This window comes from Pedobacter sp. (assembly GCF_045627485.1).
In the GTDB taxonomy this organism is placed as follows: domain Bacteria; phylum Bacteroidota; class Bacteroidia; order Sphingobacteriales; family Sphingobacteriaceae; genus Pedobacter.
The window spans coordinates 1-15754 of record NZ_JAZQNU010000211.1; the positions used below are offsets into that span (position 1 = coordinate 1).

General features: G+C 40.2%; 16 protein-coding genes. 14 read left to right on the forward strand and 2 right to left on the reverse strand.

Features of this window, described 5'->3' with window-relative positions; genetic code table 11:
* From pheS to ACR2F3_RS16515, 5 genes are all read left to right on the forward strand, one after another.
* A partial coding sequence (gene pheS / locus ACR2F3_RS16495) for a phenylalanine--tRNA ligase subunit alpha (protein WP_432711085.1) occupies nucleotides 1-628 on the forward strand: 628 nt, incomplete at its 5' end.
* Nucleotides 628-1032: a hypothetical protein gene (locus ACR2F3_RS16500; RefSeq protein ID WP_432711086.1), complete on the forward strand. Its 405-nt coding sequence runs from the start codon at nucleotides 628-630 to the stop codon at nucleotides 1030-1032. The genes pheS and ACR2F3_RS16500, both read left to right, overlap by 1 nt.
* Entirely contained in the window at nucleotides 1032-1607 is a 576-nt protein-coding gene (locus ACR2F3_RS16505; RefSeq protein WP_432711087.1) for a TetR/AcrR family transcriptional regulator, read from the forward strand. The genes ACR2F3_RS16500 and ACR2F3_RS16505 overlap by 1 nt, the downstream gene beginning before the upstream one ends.
* 316 nt (nucleotides 1608-1923) lie before the next feature.
* On the forward strand, nucleotides 1924-3342 hold the full coding sequence (rlmD, locus tag ACR2F3_RS16510) for a 23S rRNA (uracil(1939)-C(5))-methyltransferase RlmD (RefSeq protein WP_432711088.1): 1419 nt from the start codon (nucleotides 1924-1926) through the stop codon (nucleotides 3340-3342).
* Between the two features lie 2 nt (nucleotides 3343-3344).
* Complete coding sequence (locus ACR2F3_RS16515; RefSeq protein WP_432711089.1) at nucleotides 3345-3743, forward strand: hypothetical protein; 399 nt, start codon at nucleotides 3345-3347, stop codon at nucleotides 3741-3743.
* Between the two features lie 55 nt (nucleotides 3744-3798).
* Here the strand turns inward: ACR2F3_RS16515 and ACR2F3_RS16520 are convergent, their stop codons facing one another.
* On the reverse strand, nucleotides 3799-4512 hold the full coding sequence (locus ACR2F3_RS16520; protein ID WP_432711090.1) for a head GIN domain-containing protein: 714 nt from the start codon (nucleotides 4510-4512) through the stop codon (nucleotides 3799-3801).
* A gap of 121 nt (nucleotides 4513-4633) precedes the next feature.
* On the opposite strand from ACR2F3_RS16520, the gene ACR2F3_RS16525 reads away from it, so the two are divergent.
* From ACR2F3_RS16525 to hemH, 4 genes are read left to right on the forward strand one after another with little or no spacing between them, the layout of a single operon-like run.
* Nucleotides 4634-5143, forward strand: coding sequence for a phosphoribosyltransferase family protein (locus ACR2F3_RS16525; protein ID WP_432711091.1), 510 nt, complete (start codon nucleotides 4634-4636; stop codon nucleotides 5141-5143).
* Between the two features lie 49 nt (nucleotides 5144-5192).
* Nucleotides 5193-6041 carry a 4-hydroxy-3-methylbut-2-enyl diphosphate reductase gene (locus tag ACR2F3_RS16530; protein WP_432711092.1) on the forward strand — a complete coding sequence of 283 codons (849 nt, stop codon included), beginning with the start codon at nucleotides 5193-5195 and terminating at the stop codon, nucleotides 6039-6041.
* 16 nt (nucleotides 6042-6057) lie between these two features.
* Nucleotides 6058-8439: a TonB-dependent receptor gene (locus ACR2F3_RS16535; RefSeq protein WP_432711093.1), complete on the forward strand. Its 2382-nt coding sequence runs from the start codon at nucleotides 6058-6060 to the stop codon at nucleotides 8437-8439.
* 2 nt (nucleotides 8440-8441) lie between these two features.
* Nucleotides 8442-9464 carry a ferrochelatase gene (hemH, locus tag ACR2F3_RS16540; protein ID WP_432711094.1) on the forward strand — a complete coding sequence of 341 codons (1023 nt, stop codon included), beginning with the start codon at nucleotides 8442-8444 and terminating at the stop codon, nucleotides 9462-9464.
* Here the strand turns inward: hemH and ACR2F3_RS16545 are convergent.
* A complete protein-coding gene (locus ACR2F3_RS16545) occupies nucleotides 9452-10669 on the reverse strand; it encodes a 3-deoxy-D-manno-octulosonic acid transferase (protein ID WP_432711095.1) in 1218 nt (405 codons plus the stop codon). The two genes, hemH and ACR2F3_RS16545, sit on opposite strands and share 13 nt — an antisense overlap.
* 142 nt (nucleotides 10670-10811) lie before the next feature.
* Between ACR2F3_RS16545 and ACR2F3_RS16550 the strand changes: the two genes are divergently transcribed.
* The 5 genes from ACR2F3_RS16550 to rfbB all read left to right on the forward strand — a co-directional run.
* Nucleotides 10812-12122, forward strand: a complete 1311-nt coding sequence (locus ACR2F3_RS16550) for a UDP-glucose dehydrogenase family protein (protein ID WP_432711096.1) — start codon at nucleotides 10812-10814, stop codon at nucleotides 12120-12122.
* Complete coding sequence (locus tag ACR2F3_RS16555; protein ID WP_432711097.1) at nucleotides 12122-13111, forward strand: UDP-glucuronic acid decarboxylase family protein; 990 nt, start codon at nucleotides 12122-12124, stop codon at nucleotides 13109-13111. The genes ACR2F3_RS16550 and ACR2F3_RS16555 overlap by 1 nt, the downstream gene beginning before the upstream one ends.
* Nucleotides 13112-13113: 2 nt before the next feature.
* A complete protein-coding gene (gene galE, locus ACR2F3_RS16560) occupies nucleotides 13114-14136 on the forward strand; it encodes a UDP-glucose 4-epimerase GalE (RefSeq protein ID WP_432711098.1) in 1023 nt (340 codons plus the stop codon).
* On the forward strand, nucleotides 14137-14706 hold the full coding sequence (locus ACR2F3_RS16565) for a hypothetical protein (RefSeq protein ID WP_432711099.1): 570 nt from the start codon (nucleotides 14137-14139) through the stop codon (nucleotides 14704-14706).
* On the forward strand, nucleotides 14706-15754 hold a 1049-nt coding region (gene rfbB / locus ACR2F3_RS16570; RefSeq protein WP_432711100.1), incomplete at its 3' end, for a dTDP-glucose 4,6-dehydratase. The genes ACR2F3_RS16565 and rfbB, both read left to right, overlap by 1 nt.

Consider the following 15754-nt stretch of genomic DNA (forward strand, 5'->3'; position numbering starts at 1 on the left):
CTCTGCATTAAACTTTCCGGAAGAACACCCGGCAAGAGATATGCAGGATACCTTTTTTATAAGAAAAGGCGGCGAAAATGGTGACATTGCTTTGCGTACCCACACTTCATCAGTACAGGTGCGTATGATGGAAGCCGGCAAACCTCCCTTCCGTGCAATTATGCCAGGCAGGGTTTACCGTAATGAAGCAATCTCTGCACGTGCACACTGTTTCTTTCACCAGATAGAAGGACTTTATGTAGACGAGAATGTATCCTTTGCCGACTTAAAACAAACCTTGTTTTATTTTGTTCAGGAACTATATGGCGAAGGTACCAAGGTTCGTTTCCGTCCATCTTATTTCCCGTTTACGGAGCCTTCTGCAGAAATGGATATTTCATGTACAATTTGTAAAGGTGCGGGTTGCCAATTGTGTAAACATAGCGGTTGGGTAGAAATACTTGGTTGTGGTATGGTCGATCCGAATGTATTGGAAAACTGTAACATCGACAGTAAAAAATACAGTGGTTTTGCGTTTGGAATGGGTCTGGAACGTATCGCCAATTTAAAATATGAAATCAAGGATTTGCGCTTGTTCTCTGAGAATGATGTGCGTTTCTTGAAGCAATATAAAACGTCATTAATTTAATGACAAAAAGTAAGGCTGCTTTTTCTTTATTACCCCTGTTATGGATAAGCTGTGCTAAGGAGGGAACGTTTCTTCCCAATGTACCGGTTAATTATTTTATTACCGAACAGGAATTTAAAATTAAAGCAGTAAATAATGTATTACTGGTGCCCAATCAAGGTGTAGGTGGTTTACTCTTAGTCTCCACTGCATTCGGTTATAAAGTTTATGACCGATGCAGTACTGTTAATCCAGAGGCAAGGTGTAAAATTACACCCGATGAAGGTAGCATTACCGCCACAGATCCTTGTACAGGAGCTAAGTATCTTCTTACCGATGGAAGCCCCGCAAAGGCCCCTGCGGTAAGAAGTTTAAAAGCTTACTACATTAGCCATCAAGGACAGGGACTACACATAACAAATTAATGGAACCAGAGAAAATTAAAGAAAGTATACTTAAGGCGTCTAAGGAATTATTCAGGAAATATGGTTACCATAAAACCAGTGTGAATGAGATCGCTAAAAAAGCGCGTATTGCCAAAGCCACTATATACAAATACTTCGATAGCAAAGAGCAGGTGCTCGATTGCATTCTGATGGATTATCTGGACCTCAACCTTCGTGAAATCCTTAAAAACAAAGCGCAGTTTTCCAATGAAGAAGAACACCTGAAAGCTTTAGTGATGAAAACCTGTCGCTTAACTTATACGGTGTGTAATGAGTTTATCGGTTGGGACTTTGTGCGTGAAAATGCCAACTCACAAGAGTTCCTTAAACACCTTTCTGATCAACTTGAATCCCTGTTGCTTGCCGCTTACCTGGAGTTGGATCACTTTAAGAACCATCCCTCACGTAAAGAAGGCCTGGCGTTTTTACTAAAAGCGAGTAAAAGCATTGTGTTCTCTTTTGCTTTTACCTCCGTAAGTGATTCTGACGTTCGTAAGAACTTTGTAAGTTTTCAAAAAGAACTTTTACCTTTCCTGGTTAAAGCGGCCTTGTAACCCACTCACATCATTTCATGAGCATCTAACGATTTATTTTATGTATACCGTTTTGGTTTTTGGTATAAAAACATGTATATTTAAGGCAAATCGTTATGTCATGAGTAAAGAAACTTTAGAATTTTCTGTATTGGTAGACGAGAAGTTTGACATGAACTTTAACTTAGTTCAAGGTGTTTTAGGGTTTTTACTTAGAATCTTTGGTAAGTAGAAAATAACATCAGGTTTCTCTTTTCTAGGTATTCACTATGCCTGGAAATCCCTATGTCAAAAATTATCCTGAAAAGGATGAAAAAACCTGTAAATTTGCGGCATAATGAGTAGAAACAGAAAATCTGGGACGGTTACTATCCTTCCTAATTTGGAAATTATCGATATTGCTGAAGAGGGTAAAGGAGTCGCTAAGGCTGATGAGTTAGTGGTATTTGTAGATAAGGCAGTCCCGGGTGATGTGGTGGATGTTCGCCTGATCAAAAAGAAGAAAAATTTTGCTGAAGCGGTTATCGAAGAGCTGCATACCCCTTCAAATTACAGAACTGATCCATTTTGCCAACATTTTGGTGTTTGCGGCGGTTGCAAATGGCAACATATGCAATATGATGCACAACTAAACTTTAAATATAAAAACGTAGAAGCTGCATTGCAGCGTTTGGCAAAAGTAGATACCACATCTATGGAGCCTATTTTGGGTTCTGCCGAAAATAAATACTACCGTAATAAACTTGAATATACTTTTTCGAATAAGCGTTGGCTGGATAAGGCAGATATGGGCGACCAGGATGACCTGGAGCTTAATGCATTAGGTTTTCACGTTCCCGGCCGTTTTGATAAAATACTTGATATCCAACATTGTTACCTCCAGGCAGAACCCTCCAACACCTTGAGAAACCAGGTGAGGGGCTATGCGCTGCGTACAGGCATGACTTTTTATGACTTGAGGGCACATGAGGGTAATTTACGTAACCTGATTATTCGTACTTCGTCTACTGGAGAAGTGATGGTGGCCGTAATCTTCGCCTATGCAGAACAAAGTGAAATTGACGGGTTAATGGAATACCTGAAGTTGAACTTCCCCGAGATTACTTCGTTGCAATACATTGTAAACCAGAAAAAGAATGATACCATCTTCGATCAGGATGTAATCACCTACGCTGGACGGGACCATATTTTCGAAGAAATGGATGGCCTGAAGTTTAAGATAGGCATTAAATCCTTCTACCAGACCAACTCGGCACAGGCACATGAGTTATATAAAATTACCAGGGAGTTCGCTGGATTTAAAGGTGATGAGCTGGTTTATGATTTATATACTGGTGCAGGTACCATTGCCAACTTTGTGGCCCGTAATGTTAAACAAGTAGTGGGCATAGAGTATGTTCCTACGGCTATTGAAGATGCCAAGTTTAACTCAGCCATGAATAACATAGACAATACCATTTTCTATGCAGGCGATATGAAGGATATTCTTACTGCCGATTTCATAGCTGAACACGGGAAACCCGATGTAGTGATTACCGATCCACCGAGAGCAGGTATGCACGAGTCAGTGGTTAAGCGTCTGTTGGAGATGGAAGCAGAGAAAATTGTGTATGTTAGTTGTAATGCAGCTACACAGGCACGTGACCTTGCCTTGTTAAAAGAAAAATACCAGGTTGCCCGAATTAAACCTGTTGATATGTTTCCTCATACTCAACACGTAGAAAACGTGGTTTTATTAACCTTGATTAAAGATTAGCTATGGATATTGAAGAATTAATGCCACAGCCAGACGGCAAGAAAGACGAACAAAAGAAAAGTCCGCTGGTAAGCCTTGAAAAAGATTTGACTCTATATGCCGATTCTATTAAGGAAGTGGCGCTTGAAATTATGTTGGAGGGGGTATCTACCCATCCGATTTTTGTGGCCCACCAGCATACTGTAAGTATAGGGGAGGTGATCCTGGATCGCGAAGAACTGCATACCGACTGGACCATCCAAGCGTCAACGCTGGAGGAGTTTGTTGAAAAAGGGATTATTAATCCCGACAAAAAAGCTTTGTTTTTGAAGGCTTATAAAAAGCCGGAAGACTATATGTGTGTCTTTGTAATCGTTCCCGAAGGTGCAAATTTCATTTATTACCCCTACCGGAAACGGTAAAGTTAAAAATCCCTGCCAGGGAGGGGAATCCAGGGCAGGGATAAAAAAACTAAAACTAGAATCTTATTTTCGATACGCTTCCACTCTTAGAAGAGTGGTTGCTTACCGCAGGATCTCCTTTATAAGTGACTTCACTGCCGCCGCTGGCCGTAACATCCAGTGCCTTTGTTACGTGTAACTCCACATCGGAACCGCCACTGGAGCTTACCCTGGCATTTTCTACTATAAAGTCTTTAGCGTCAACGTCACTGCCTCCACTGGAGGAAACATTCATATTTGTCGCCTTTCCTCTTAAGTCGATATCTGATCCGCCACTGGAAGTAATATCTAAAGTAGTAGTGATTAGGTGAAGATCAACGTCTGAGCCCCCGGAAGCCGTAATAGTCATACGAGGAACATTGATGGTATTTTGCCCCTTAATATCGCTGTCGCCACTGGCGAATAAGGCCCGAAGGTTTTTAAAGGTAACGTACACTTTAATGTCACCGTCTTTTGACCCCCTTCTCATATTGTTATTAGTGGCGTACCTGATGTTTAACCGGGTGCCATTCTTTCCTACAACCACCTTGCTTAGGTGCTCTTTAGGGGCTATAATTTTAATGCTTTCTGAATTACCCTGTGTTAAATACAAATCAATGTCGCTAGATACAGCGATTTCATTGAAGTTACTTACGGCAATTGTTTTTGTTTGCTGCGCTATAATGCTTGAGGCTGAGAAGGTAAATGCCAGAAGGACTATAGCAATTTTGAAATGCTGTGGAATTTTCATGTCGCGGCTTTTGTATATAGACGCTTAAATGCTCATTAAGTTGCAGTTAGTGTAAAATATTTTTCAAATATTTGATTATGAATCATAAAATGGTTCTTTTTGTAAAAATTTAAGCACACAAATGGCGAATTCTCAACTGGTAATTTTAGATAAAACACAAATTCAACAAAAGATTAATCGCATCGCTTATCAAATATTGGAAGACAACCTTGATGAAAAAGAGATTGTGCTGGCTGGTATCTGGGATAGAGGGTATAAACTTGCCATCCGTATTCGGGAGGTACTGCAAAATATTTCTGAATTGAACGTGTTGCTGTTAAGGATTGACCTTGAAAAAGATAACAGTAAACTCATTGCTTCAACCGATCTGGAAGAAGATAAATGGAAAAATAAGGTCATTATTTTAGTAGACGATGTGTTAAATAGTGGAAAAACTTTGGCATATGGTTTGGGTGTTTTTTTAAATACACCGCATAAGAAAATACGGACGGTGGTTCTTGTAGACAGAAGTCATAAAATATTCCCTATCGCTACTGACTTTGTGGGTTTGGAAATGTCGACCGTACTAAAGGAACATGTAGATGTAATTCTGGATGTTGATGGACGTGAAGATTGTGTTTATTTGAGCTAATCTGGTAAATAATTGTGTATTTTTGTACAGCTTGTAAAAGAAACTGAAGATGACATATGATTTAGCTGTAACCATTGATAAAGCTTCCGGATTTTGTTTTGGTGTTGTGTACGCCATTGAAATGGCTGAAGATATTCTGGACAATGAAGATTACTTATATTGCCTAGGGGATATTGTACACAATGATGAAGAGGTTAAACGTCTTACGGACAAAGGTCTGCGCATCATTGAACATGAACAACTGAAGGATCTTCATCATGAAAAAGTGCTCATTAGAGCGCATGGAGAGGCGCCATCAACTTACGAGCTTGCGTTAAATAATAACCTTACGCTAATAGATGCTTCCTGCCCGGTGGTATTAAAACTTCAGAACAGGATTAAAAATTCTCATGACGATGATGAGCAAATTCTGATCTTTGGTAAACACGGACATGCTGAAGTTATTGGTTTACAAGGCCAAACTAATGGTAAGGCGATTGTTTTTCAGGATCTGCAGGAACTTGATAACATCGAATTACCTTCGAAATTCACTTTATATAGTCAAACTACTAAAAGCACAGATAAATTTTATCACATCAAAGATGAGTTGCTAAACCGTGGTTACGATGTAAAGGCAAATGATACCATTTGCAGGCAAGTATCCAGTCGTTATGAAGACCTGGAGAAATTCGTTGTTAAATTCGACAAGATCATCTTTGTTTCCGGTAAGAAGTCTTCAAATGGGAAAGTGTTATATGATGTTTGCAAAAAATATAACAATGACGCTTATTTCATTTCAAATGTAGAGGAGCTGGATTTATCATGGTTTAACCCGAAAGATAAAGTCGGTATCTGTGGTGCTACCTCAACTCCAATGTGGCTAATGGAAGAAGTAAAAGCCAAATTAGAATCTTTTTAACTTCTCAGAATACTTTATGCTTCATGCAAGGAAAATACTAGCCCTAGTCATTTTATTTACTTTATGGACGTCATTGTCCTTCGCCCAAACTGGGATACTCAAAGGTAAAATTAGAGATGAGTTTACCAATGTACTGCTGAGTGGTGTGACTGTCTTTATGCAGGGCAATGCCCAAACTGTACAAAGTGACAGTCTAGGAATTTACACCTTCACTGGTTTAACACCGGGGGTATATAACCTCACTTTTGGCTTTATAGGTTATAAACGGAAATCTATATTTGATGTGATGGTGAGTAATGCAACCCCTGCTATTTTAGATGTTACCCTCGAATCAAGTTCAAGCGAACTGAATGAAGTAGTTATCGAGTCTCCGAAATTTACTAAACCACTGGAAAGCCCATTATCCTTAAGAACAATCGGTGCAACAGAGATTAAAAGAAATCCAGGTGGTAACCGCGATATTTCTAAGGTCATACAATCGTTGCCTGGCGTTTCTGCGCCAGTAAGTTTTAGAAATGACATCATCATCCGTGGTGGTGCACCTAATGAGAACCGGTTTTACATCGATGGGGTGGAGATCCCTAATATTAACCATTTTACGACTCAAGGTTCCTCAGGTGGACCTGTGGGACTAATCAATGTTGACTTTATAAAAGAAGTGGATTTCTACTCGGGTGCATTTCCTGCATCTCGTGGCAACACCCTTAGTTCTGTATTTGAATTTAAACAGAAAGATGGTAATCCAGACAGCCTGAGGGCCTCGCTCACTTTAGGGTCAAGTGATTTTGCCACTACACTGGAAGGCCCGCTCACAAAAAAGACTACCTATATTGCATCCTATCGCCTGTCGTATCTACAAGGCTTGTTCAAATTAATCGGTCTGCCTTTTTTACCCTCATATCAGGATTTCCAGTTTAAGCTCAAGACCAGATTTAACACCAGCCACGAATTAAGTATTCTTGGCCTGGGTGCCCTGGATAAGTCGAAGCTTAACTTTGCAGCAGAAGATACCGAAAGCAACCAGTATTTATTAGCTAACCTACCTGAGAACAACCAGGAAAATTACACCGTGGGGGCAGTTTATAAAAACTACCGCACCAAAGGTTTTTCAACAGTGGTGTTGAGCAGGAATTACCTGAATAACCGTGCTGATAAGTTTAAAGACAATAATGTAAATGACCTTAAAACGCTTGACTATGGGTCGACAGAAACTGAGAATAAACTCCGGGTTGAAAATTCGTCCAAAGAAGGCAACTATAATATCAATTTCGGTGTAGGCGTAGAGCAGGCAAACTACCAAACTTCTACTTTTCAGTATGTGCCAGGTGGCCTGGATCAATACAGTTCTGAGCTCGATCTTTTAAAATATGGTTTGTTCGCACAAGTTAGTGCGCCGTATTTTCAGGACCGGTTAAACCTGTCTTTGGGTGTTCGTTTTGATGGCAGTGACTATGCTTCGAACATGAACAATCCTTTAAAAACCTTCTCACCAAGATTCTCAGCTTCTTATAACTTCAACGAAAACATTAGTGTAAATTTCAATACCGGAATCTATTACCAACTTCCAGCATACACTTTATTAGGTTATAGGGTTAATGCCTCTGCACCCCTGGCAAATAAAGGCGTTGATTATATCAAATCTGTGCAGTTGGTTGCAGGCATTGAATATAATACCTTAAAAAACACAAAGTTTACTGTAGAGGGCTTTTACAAAGATTATTCAAACTACCCAATGATACAGGTATTGGGCGATACTGTTCCTTTGGCAAATCTGGGAGCTGATTTCGGTGTGGTAGGTAACAGGCCAGTTACTGGTGTTACTGATGGCCGAAGCTATGGGCTGGAGTTGTTTGCCCAACAACGTTTAAACAAAGGTTTTTACGGCATATTTGCGTTGACCTTATACAGGAGCGAGTTTCAGGACAAAAGAGGTGTGTATGTGCAGTCGAGCTGGAACAACCGTTACATCCTGAGTATGACAGCTGGGAAAATTATGAAACGCAACTGGGAAATCGGTGCTAAACTGCGTTATACCGGCGGTGGACCATACACGCCATACGACATTGCGTATTCATCATTAAAAAGTAATTATTCAGTTTATCCTCAGGGTATCCAGGATTATGACCGACTGAATGTCAGTACGTTAAAAGATTTTTACCAGGTAGATCTAAGGGTAGACAAGAAGTATCCTTTCAGGAATTTTAACCTTAACGTATATTTGGACATCCAAAATATCACTTACAACAAATACGAAACACAACCACAACTGGTGTTAGACAGAGATGGAAGTGGCAATTCCCAGGAGATACCTGGCGATCCAAACAGTTTTAAGACCAAGTTACTTGGTAATACCAGTGGAAATATTCTTCCATCACTCGGTGTTATCTTTGAATTTTAAATATGAGAAAGAAGGGTATACTCTTAGTAAATTTAGGAACACCGGATAGCCCGGAAGTACCTGACGTTCGTAAATATCTTGATGAATTTTTGATGGATGAACGTGTAATCGACATCCCGGCTTTAAATAGAGCGTTACTCGTTAAAGGAATCATCGTCCCTTTTCGCAGTCCAAAAACTGCAAAGCTTTACAAGGAGATTTGGGACGAAAACGGGTCGCCATTACTTTATTTCAGTAAAATCCAAGCTGCCCTGCTTCAGGAACAATTGGGCGACGAATACCATGTAGAACTAGCCATGCGTTACCAGAGTCCGTCCATTGAGTCGGCATTGGCCAACCTAAAGGCCGGTTTAGTCGATAGCATTCAGGTCATTCCTTTATTTCCTCAATATGCCTCTGCCAGTAATGGCTCGGTAATGCAAAAAGTGATGGAACTGGTAGGCAAGTGGCCTACGATTCCTAAGACCGTAATCATGGGTTCTTTCCATGATAATCAATTGATGATTGAGGCCTTCGCCGATAACGCTAAAAAATATCAACCGGAAACCTATGACCATGTGTTGTTTAGTTTCCATGGTTTACCAGAGCGTCAGCTCGTTAAATGTGATCATACAGGACAGTATTGTTTAAAGAAAGACAACTGTTGTCAAACTTTAACAGATGTAAACAAATACTGTTATTCTGCTCAATCATACGATACAGCCCGCTTAATTGCGGCTGAATTAAATATACCTTCTGATAAATATTCGGTTTGTTTCCAGTCGCGCTTAGGTAAGGAACCATGGGTGCAGCCTTATACATCTGATGTGTTAAAAGACCTGGCTGCAAAGGGTAAAAAGAGGCTGCTTGTTTTTTGTCCGGCATTTGTAGCCGATTGCCTGGAAACACTTTATGAGGTAAGTGTGGAATACCATGAAGAATTCAAAGCCTTAGGTGGCGAAGAAGTACAATTAGTGGCCAGCCTTAACGAACATCCTAAATGGATTCAGGCGCTAGTTGAAATGGTTAAAGGTCAGGATATATAAGGTTTAATTTCTTTTAAGATTCCAGCTGTAGCGCCTGTTTTTTGTAAAACGTAAGTCCGCGCATTTTCGCCATAAATTTTATGTTGACTGAAGGTCTGGAAAGCATTTTCCAGACCTTCAGCATTTTCAATGCTTCTTGCTGCATCAATGTTTATCAGATCTTTTGCCTCCTGAAACTTCTCATAACGTGGTCCGAAAATAACGGGAATGCCAAATGCTGCGGCTTCCAGTGTGTTATGTATGCCAGCGCCAAAACCTCCGCCTATATAAGCGATGTTTCCATATTGATAGAGTGCAGAAAGCATGCCTATATTGTCAATTATCAATACCTGCGCTTTCAGTTCGGGGTTCTTTTGCAGATCGGAGAATTTTATTGAATGTTGAAATAATGTGGAGATATGACTGATATGGGATTCTGCAATTTCATGCGGTGCAATCACCATTTTCCAGTCCTGATGTTTCTGTGCAAGTGTTGCAAGTAATGCCTCATCCGGTGGCCATGTGCTTCCTGCTAGTACTACTGGTGACGTTCCAATAAAGCGTGCAACAAGGGGTAATTGTTGAACATGAGTTGCATTTTCAGCTACCCGGTCAAAACGGGTATCGCCACTCAGACTCGCCTGTGTGATGTTAAAATGTTGCAGCAGACGTAGGCTTTCCTCATTTTGAACAAAAAAGTGTGTTACACATTTAAGCATACTTCTATTAAAGCCACCGTACCATTTAAAGAAAGGCTGGTTTGGCCTGAATATGCCAGAAATAATAAATAATGGAATGTTTTTCGACTTCAGTGTGTGGAAATAATGGTACCAGAACTCGTATTTGGTAAATATGGCAATCTCTGGATTGATTAATTCAATGAAACGCTTCGCATTGGCTGCGGTATCCAGTGGAAGGTAAAATACGCCCTCAACAGGATAGTTTTTACGGATTTCATACCCTGAAGGCGAGAAAAAAGTAATCACTATTTTTTTTGATGGATAGGCTAGTTTTAGCTTTTCCATCACCGGCCGCCCTTGTTCAAATTCACCGAGTGAAGCAAAATGAAACCAGATGTGTTTTTCATTAGGATTTATTTTTTCTTTTACGAGAGAAAAAATATCTTGTCTGCCTTGGATAAATAACTTAGCTTTAGCATTAAATAAAGAGATCAGCCTGACAAGGAAACTGTAAAAGAAAATACCAATATTATATAGCCAAAGCATTTTGAATGTTTATTTGTTATCTTCGCCCAAGATACTTTATTAATTTAAAACTCTACTCAAATATGAGCAACACTCGTCCTGAAACTATTTATTTTAGCTCGTGCTGTTTCTGCTCTATACCACTCAAAACCCCTATTATTTTATGAAAATTGCTGTAATCGGAACAGGATATGTCGGTTTAGTTACTGGAACATGCCTTGCTGAAACTGGTAACGATGTTATCTGTGTAGATATAGATAAAGCCAAAGTGCTGAATATGCAGAATGGCATTATTCCAATTTACGAACCAGGCCTGGATGTTTTATTTTTGAGAAACATTGTACAAAAGCGTTTAACTTTTACTACCGATCTTGCGCTTGCAGTCAAAGAAGCCCAAATCATCTTTATGGCTTTGCCAACCCCTCCGGGTGGAGATGGCGCTGCCGATTTGTCCTATATTTTAGGTGCGGCCAAAGATATTTCCAAACTGGTTACAGAATATAAAGTGATCGTTAATAAGTCCACCGTTCCTGTGGGTACTGCAGATAAGGTTCAGGCTGTTTTTGCGGAAAATACTGATGTAGAGATTGACGTGGTTTCAAATCCTGAGTTCCTACGCGAAGGGGTGGCAGTAGAAGACTTCATGAAGCCTGATCGCGTGGTTGTAGGAACAAGAAGTGAAAAAGCACAAAAACTAATGGCCGAATTATACGGTCCATACGTTCGCCAGGGAAACCCCATCCTGTTTATGGATGAGCGTTCCTCAGAGTTGACGAAATATGCTGCCAACTCTTTTCTTGCTACCAAAATTACCTTTATGAATGAGGTAGCCAATTTATGCGAAATTGTAGGTGCTGATGTTGATGCCGTACGTAAGGGAATCGGATCAGATGAGCGTATCGGAAAAAGGTTTTTGTTTCCAGGTATTGGTTACGGTGGCAGTTGTTTTCCAAAAGACGTACAGGCTTTAGCTAAATCTGCGGAAGAGAACAAGTATAACTTCCAATTGCTAAAAGCGGTTATGGATGTTAATGAAAAACAAAAAGTAGTACTGGTAGATAAAGTAATGAAATATTATAAAGGTGATTTAAAGGGCAAACATTTTGCACTTTGGGGCCTTGCCTTTAAACCGGAAACTGATGATGTACGTGAGGCACCTGCTTTATACATTATCAATCAACTGATTGAACGTGGTGCAACAGTTACCGCCTTCGATCCTGAAGGAATGGCAAACGTGAAAAAGATTATTGGTGATAAAATTAAATATGCTGAAAACCAATACGAAGCGTTAGAAGGTGCTGACGCCTTATTGATTGCTACTGAATGGTCTGTGTTCAGAAATCCCAACTTTGAAAAGATGGAGGAAGCGTTGACTAACAAAGTGATCTTTGACGGACGAAATTTATACGATTTACAAAAAATGATAGAACTGGGTTATTATTACAATAGCATCGGTCGTAAACTAATAGACTAATGGAACGCAAAAGAGTATTAATAACCGGTGCAGCAGGATTTTTAGGTTCACACTTGTGTGATCGTTTTATAAAAGAAGGATACCATGTTCTCGGGATGGACAACCTGATCACTGGCGACTTGCAAAATATCGAACATCTGTTTAAACTAGAAAACTTCGAGTTTTACCACCATGATGTATCAACGTTTGTTTATATTTCGGGTAAATTGGATTATATCCTGCACTTCGCTTCACCGGCCAGCCCGATTGATTATTTGAAAATACCCATCCAAACTTTGAAGGTTGGTTCATTGGGTACTCATAATTTATTAGGTTTAGCCAAGGCAAAAGGTGCCCGGATGATTATTGCCTCCACTTCTGAAGTATATGGTGATCCTAATGTAAACCCACAACCAGAAGAATATTGGGGTAATGTGAACCCTGTTGGGCCAAGGGGCGTTTATGACGAAGCCAAGCGTTTTCAGGAAGCCATGACCATGGCTTACCATACTTTTCATGGATTGGAAACCCGTATCGTAAGAATCTTTAATACTTATGGTCCCAGGATGCGCCTGAATGACGGACGGGTTTTACCTGCTTTTATTGGCCAGGCCCTTAGAGGCGAAGACTTAACCGTATTCGGTGATGGTTCTCAAACCCGCTCGTTTTGTTATGTTGATGATTTAGTGGAAGGTATTTACCGTTTGTTGTTAAGCGATTATACACAACCTATGAACATTGGCAACCCTGATGAGATCACCATCAAACAATTCGGAGAGGAAATTATCAAGTTAACTGGTACCAACCAGAAACTGGTATTGCGTGATCTTCCAGTGGATGACCCTAAACAACGTCGTCCTGATATCACAAAGGCAAGGGAAATCCTTGGCTGGGAACCTAAAGTTAGTCGCGAGGAAGGACTTAAAATTACCTACGAATATTTCAAATCTTTACCTAAAGAAGCTTTGTTTAATAAAGATCATAAGGATTTTAAAACCTACAATAAATAGCCATGTCAAAGATATTAGTAACCGGTGGAACCGGTTTTATTGGATCTCATACCGTAGTAGAGCTGCACCAGGCAGGTTATGAGGTTGTTATAGTTGATAACTTCGCAAATTCTAACCCTAAGATACTTAACCAACTGGAGCAAATTACCGGCAAACAGTTTGAGTTTCATGAGTTAGACCTTTGCGATGAGGCGAAAGTGAAAGCTTTTGTAGCCAGTCAGCCAGATATAACGGGGGTAATTCATTTTGCAGCTTTTAAAGCGGTAGGTGAATCCGTACAAAAGCCTTTAAAATATTACAGGAATAACTTTTATTCCTTAATTAATGTCATCAGTGCTTTTGATGAAAAGGTGGACTTAGTATTCTCTTCATCCTGTACCGTTTATGGTCAGCCAGATGAATTGCCGGTAACCGAAGCTGCACCCGTTAAAAAAGCAGAATCACCTTATGGAAACACCAAACAGATAGCCGAAGAGATACTGCAGGAAACCTGTGCAGTGTCACCAGATTTGAAGGTCATTTCATTACGGTATTTCAACCCGGTAGGCGCACATCCTACTGCACTAATCGGTGAGCTGCCTATTGGCGTTCCTCAGAACCTGGTGCCATTTATTACCCAGTCGGCTATTGGAAAACGTGGGCCTATTACTGTTTATGGCGATGATTACCCTACACCAGACGGCAGTGCGATCCGCGATTATATTCACGTGGTCGATTTAGCTAAAGCCCACGTAGCGGCTATCCAAAGGATGGAAAGTAAAAAGGCAAGCAGCAATTACGAGGTGTTTAATTTGGGTACTGGAAAAGGTTCTTCTGTATTGGAGATTATTCACGCATTTGAGCAGTCTACCGGAGTAAAATTAAATTATACGATTGGTCCGCGAAGAGAAGGTGATATCGTACAGGTTTGGGGCGATGTAACTAAATCTGCCACTGTGTTAGGCTGGAAAGCAGAACTGGATGTAAATGAGATGATGAGTTCTGCCTGGAAATGGGAAAAATACTTAAAGGATAATCCTTTTTAAATGTTATTAAAAGAGCATAAAGATTTAAAGCAGGCCATTGTCAACCTCCCGCCAAAGGAAAAGGACAAATTACTGCTGCGGCTTATTGCTAAGGATAAAGTATTAACTGAGCACTTGCATTTCAAATTGCTTGAAAACGAACAGGACTTAAATGCCCGGCATCTTGCTTTAAAATCAACCATTGATGAAGCCATCGAGCAGTTGAATTTGGAGAAGCGGTTATCTTCTAAAGATACCCTTGCGGTTTTTAGAAAGTTAAACGGGCTGATTAATCACCATTATAAGGTAACAAAAGCAGTTAATAGTGAAGTAGAGCTCAGGATCTATTTGCTTTGCCAGGTACCCCTGGTGTTTAACGAAAATGTGTTCTCCACTTTATATAAGTTCCAGGAAAAACTGAGTACTTATTACCTGCGGACCACTGTATCAGTGATGAACAAATATAAAAAGTTGCATGAAGACTGGCAGTTTGACCTCAAAGAACAGGTTGACCAGTTGTTAAATAAAATATATACAAGTAAATTGGCACATGCTGCCTCAGAATTAGGTTTACCTAACGAACTAACATAATGAAGAAAATATTAATAACAGGAGGCGCTGGTTTTATAGGCTCTCATGTGGTGCGTCGCTTTGTGACTAAATACCCACAGTATGAAATAGTCAACTTAGATAAGTTAACCTATGCGGGAAACCTGGCTAATTTGAAGGATGTTGAAGACTTGCCAAATTACAAGTTTGTAAAAGCGGATATTACTGATGCCGTGGAAATGAATAACCTGTTTCAAAAAGAAAACTTTGATGCCGTGATTCACCTGGCTGCGGAGTCTCACGTAGATCGTTCCATCACTGATCCAACGGCTTTTGTGATGACCAACGTAATTGGTACGGTTAACCTCTTAAATGCTGCCAGAGAATACTGGAAAGGCGATTACGCAACCAAGCGTTTTTACCATGTATCTACCGATGAGGTATACGGTGCATTGGGCGAAACAGGTATGTTTACCGAAACTACCGCTTACGATCCTCACAGTCCGTATTCGGCTTCAAAAGCCAGCTCAGACCATTTTGTACGCGCTTATCACGATACTTACGGTTTAGATGTTGTTATTTCTAACTGTTCCAATAACTACGGGTCTCATCATTTCCCTGAAAAACTGATTCCATTAGCCATAAACAACATTAAAAATGGTAAACCTGTTCCTGTTTATGGAAAAGGCGAGAACGTTAGAGACTGGTTATGGGTAGAAGATCATGCACGTGCAATTGACGTGATTTTCCATGAAGCGGAAACTGGTGAAACTTATAACATTGGTGGCCATAATGAATGGAAAAATATTGACCTGATACACTTACTGTGTAACATCATGGACAAAAAGCTAGGTAGGGAAGCGGGGGAGTCAGCAAAACTGATAACCTATGTAACAGATCGCGCTGGTCATGACTTGCGATACGCCATCGATTCTACCAAGTTACAACAGAAATTAGGCTGGGTACCAAGCTTGCAGTTTGAAGAAGGTTTAGAAAAAACTGTAGACTGGTATTTAGAAAATGAAGAATGGTTGAATAATGTTACTTCTGGTAATTACCAGGCGTATTATGAAACACAATATGTAGGCAG

What these genes read in the sequence shown, in the direction of transcription:
- ACR2F3_RS16500 (WP_432711086.1), top strand. Translation starts at nt 628, where the DNA reads ATGACAAAAAGTAAGGCTGCTTTTTCTTTATTACCCCTGTTATGGATA.
- ACR2F3_RS16565 (WP_432711099.1), top strand. Translation starts at nt 14,137, where the DNA reads ATGTTATTAAAAGAGCATAAAGATTTAAAGCAGGCCATTGTCAACCTC.
- galE (WP_432711098.1), top strand. Translation starts at nt 13,114, where the DNA reads ATGTCAAAGATATTAGTAACCGGTGGAACCGGTTTTATTGGATCTCAT.
- rlmD (WP_432711088.1), top strand. Translation starts at nt 1,924, where the DNA reads ATGAGTAGAAACAGAAAATCTGGGACGGTTACTATCCTTCCTAATTTG.
- ACR2F3_RS16535 (WP_432711093.1), top strand. Translation starts at nt 6,058, where the DNA reads ATGCTTCATGCAAGGAAAATACTAGCCCTAGTCATTTTATTTACTTTA.
- ACR2F3_RS16515 (WP_432711089.1), top strand. Translation starts at nt 3,345, where the DNA reads ATGGATATTGAAGAATTAATGCCACAGCCAGACGGCAAGAAAGACGAA.
- ACR2F3_RS16525 (WP_432711091.1), top strand. Translation starts at nt 4,634, where the DNA reads ATGGCGAATTCTCAACTGGTAATTTTAGATAAAACACAAATTCAACAA.
- ACR2F3_RS16520 (WP_432711090.1), bottom strand. Translation starts at nt 4,512, where the DNA reads ATGAAAATTCCACAGCATTTCAAAATTGCTATAGTCCTTCTGGCATTT.
- ACR2F3_RS16555 (WP_432711097.1), top strand. Translation starts at nt 12,122, where the DNA reads ATGGAACGCAAAAGAGTATTAATAACCGGTGCAGCAGGATTTTTAGGT.
- ACR2F3_RS16545 (WP_432711095.1), bottom strand. Translation starts at nt 10,669, where the DNA reads ATGCTTTGGCTATATAATATTGGTATTTTCTTTTACAGTTTCCTTGTC.
- hemH (WP_432711094.1), top strand. Translation starts at nt 8,442, where the DNA reads ATGAGAAAGAAGGGTATACTCTTAGTAAATTTAGGAACACCGGATAGC.
- ACR2F3_RS16550 (WP_432711096.1), top strand. Translation starts at nt 10,812, where the DNA reads ATGAAAATTGCTGTAATCGGAACAGGATATGTCGGTTTAGTTACTGGA.
- ACR2F3_RS16530 (WP_432711092.1), top strand. Translation starts at nt 5,193, where the DNA reads ATGACATATGATTTAGCTGTAACCATTGATAAAGCTTCCGGATTTTGT.
- ACR2F3_RS16505 (WP_432711087.1), top strand. Translation starts at nt 1,032, where the DNA reads ATGGAACCAGAGAAAATTAAAGAAAGTATACTTAAGGCGTCTAAGGAA.